Raw genomic sequence first — 221 nt, forward strand, 5'->3', positions numbered from 1 at the left:
TGGAACGCCACCGACCAGCAGCACGACGACCCCCACCGCTCCGCCGGCTGGAACGCCAACGACGGCCAGCCCGACGATGCCGGCCAGTCGGGTGACGATTCCGACCGCCCGGCCGGCGCGACCTCCGCCGAGCAGACCGCGTTCGCCGGCCAGGCGGAGCAGTCGCCGGCGGCCTGGGGCCAGCAGCCCGCGCCGGCCGCCCGGGGCGCCGCCCGCGTCCC

At 79.6% G+C, this 221-nt stretch carries 1 protein-coding gene; it reads left to right on the forward strand.

Annotated features, from left to right (window positions below):
* Window positions 1-221: hypothetical protein (locus ACLQ2V_RS28190; RefSeq protein WP_425721753.1), on the forward strand; the 221-nt coding region annotated here is incomplete at both ends.

Origin of the sequence: Micromonospora sp. DT233 (assembly GCF_049841815.1) — a bacterium.
GTDB lineage: Bacteria > Actinomycetota > Actinomycetes > Mycobacteriales > Micromonosporaceae > Micromonospora.